The organism is Stenotrophomonas sp. SrG (assembly GCF_050031795.1).
GTDB lineage: Bacteria > Pseudomonadota > Gammaproteobacteria > Xanthomonadales > Xanthomonadaceae > Stenotrophomonas > Stenotrophomonas rhizophila_A.
The window spans coordinates 1-295 of the sequence record NZ_JBNBBE010000120.1; the positions used below are offsets into that span (position 1 = coordinate 1).

General features: G+C 69.2%; 1 protein-coding gene. It reads left to right on the top strand.

The genetic code is table 11. The features are described 5' to 3' along the window. Positions 1–36 precede the first annotated feature (36 nt). The coding region (locus ACQG3P_RS19215; RefSeq protein WP_426805930.1) for a phosphoribosylaminoimidazolesuccinocarboxamide synthase at positions 37–295 on the top strand (259 nt) is incomplete at its 3' end.

Genomic DNA, 295 nt, shown 5'->3' on the forward strand with positions numbered 1-295 from the left:
CTGGCCAGCCGTCGCGACGAAGCCCCACGAGGGCCCGTGCCGACCCCGTGGTGGCCATCCGATCTCCCCGGCCTGCCCTTGCGCCATCGCGGCAAGGTGCGTGATGTGTTCGACATTCCGCGCGAACGGCTGCCCGCCGGCACGCCGCCGGGGGACTACCTGCTGATGGTCGCGACCGACCGACTGTCGGCCTTCGACGTGGTGCTTCCCGATCCGATTCCCGGCAAGGGCGAAATGCTCTGCCAGGTGTCCAACTACTGGTACGCCAAGACCGCGCACCTGATGCCCACCCACC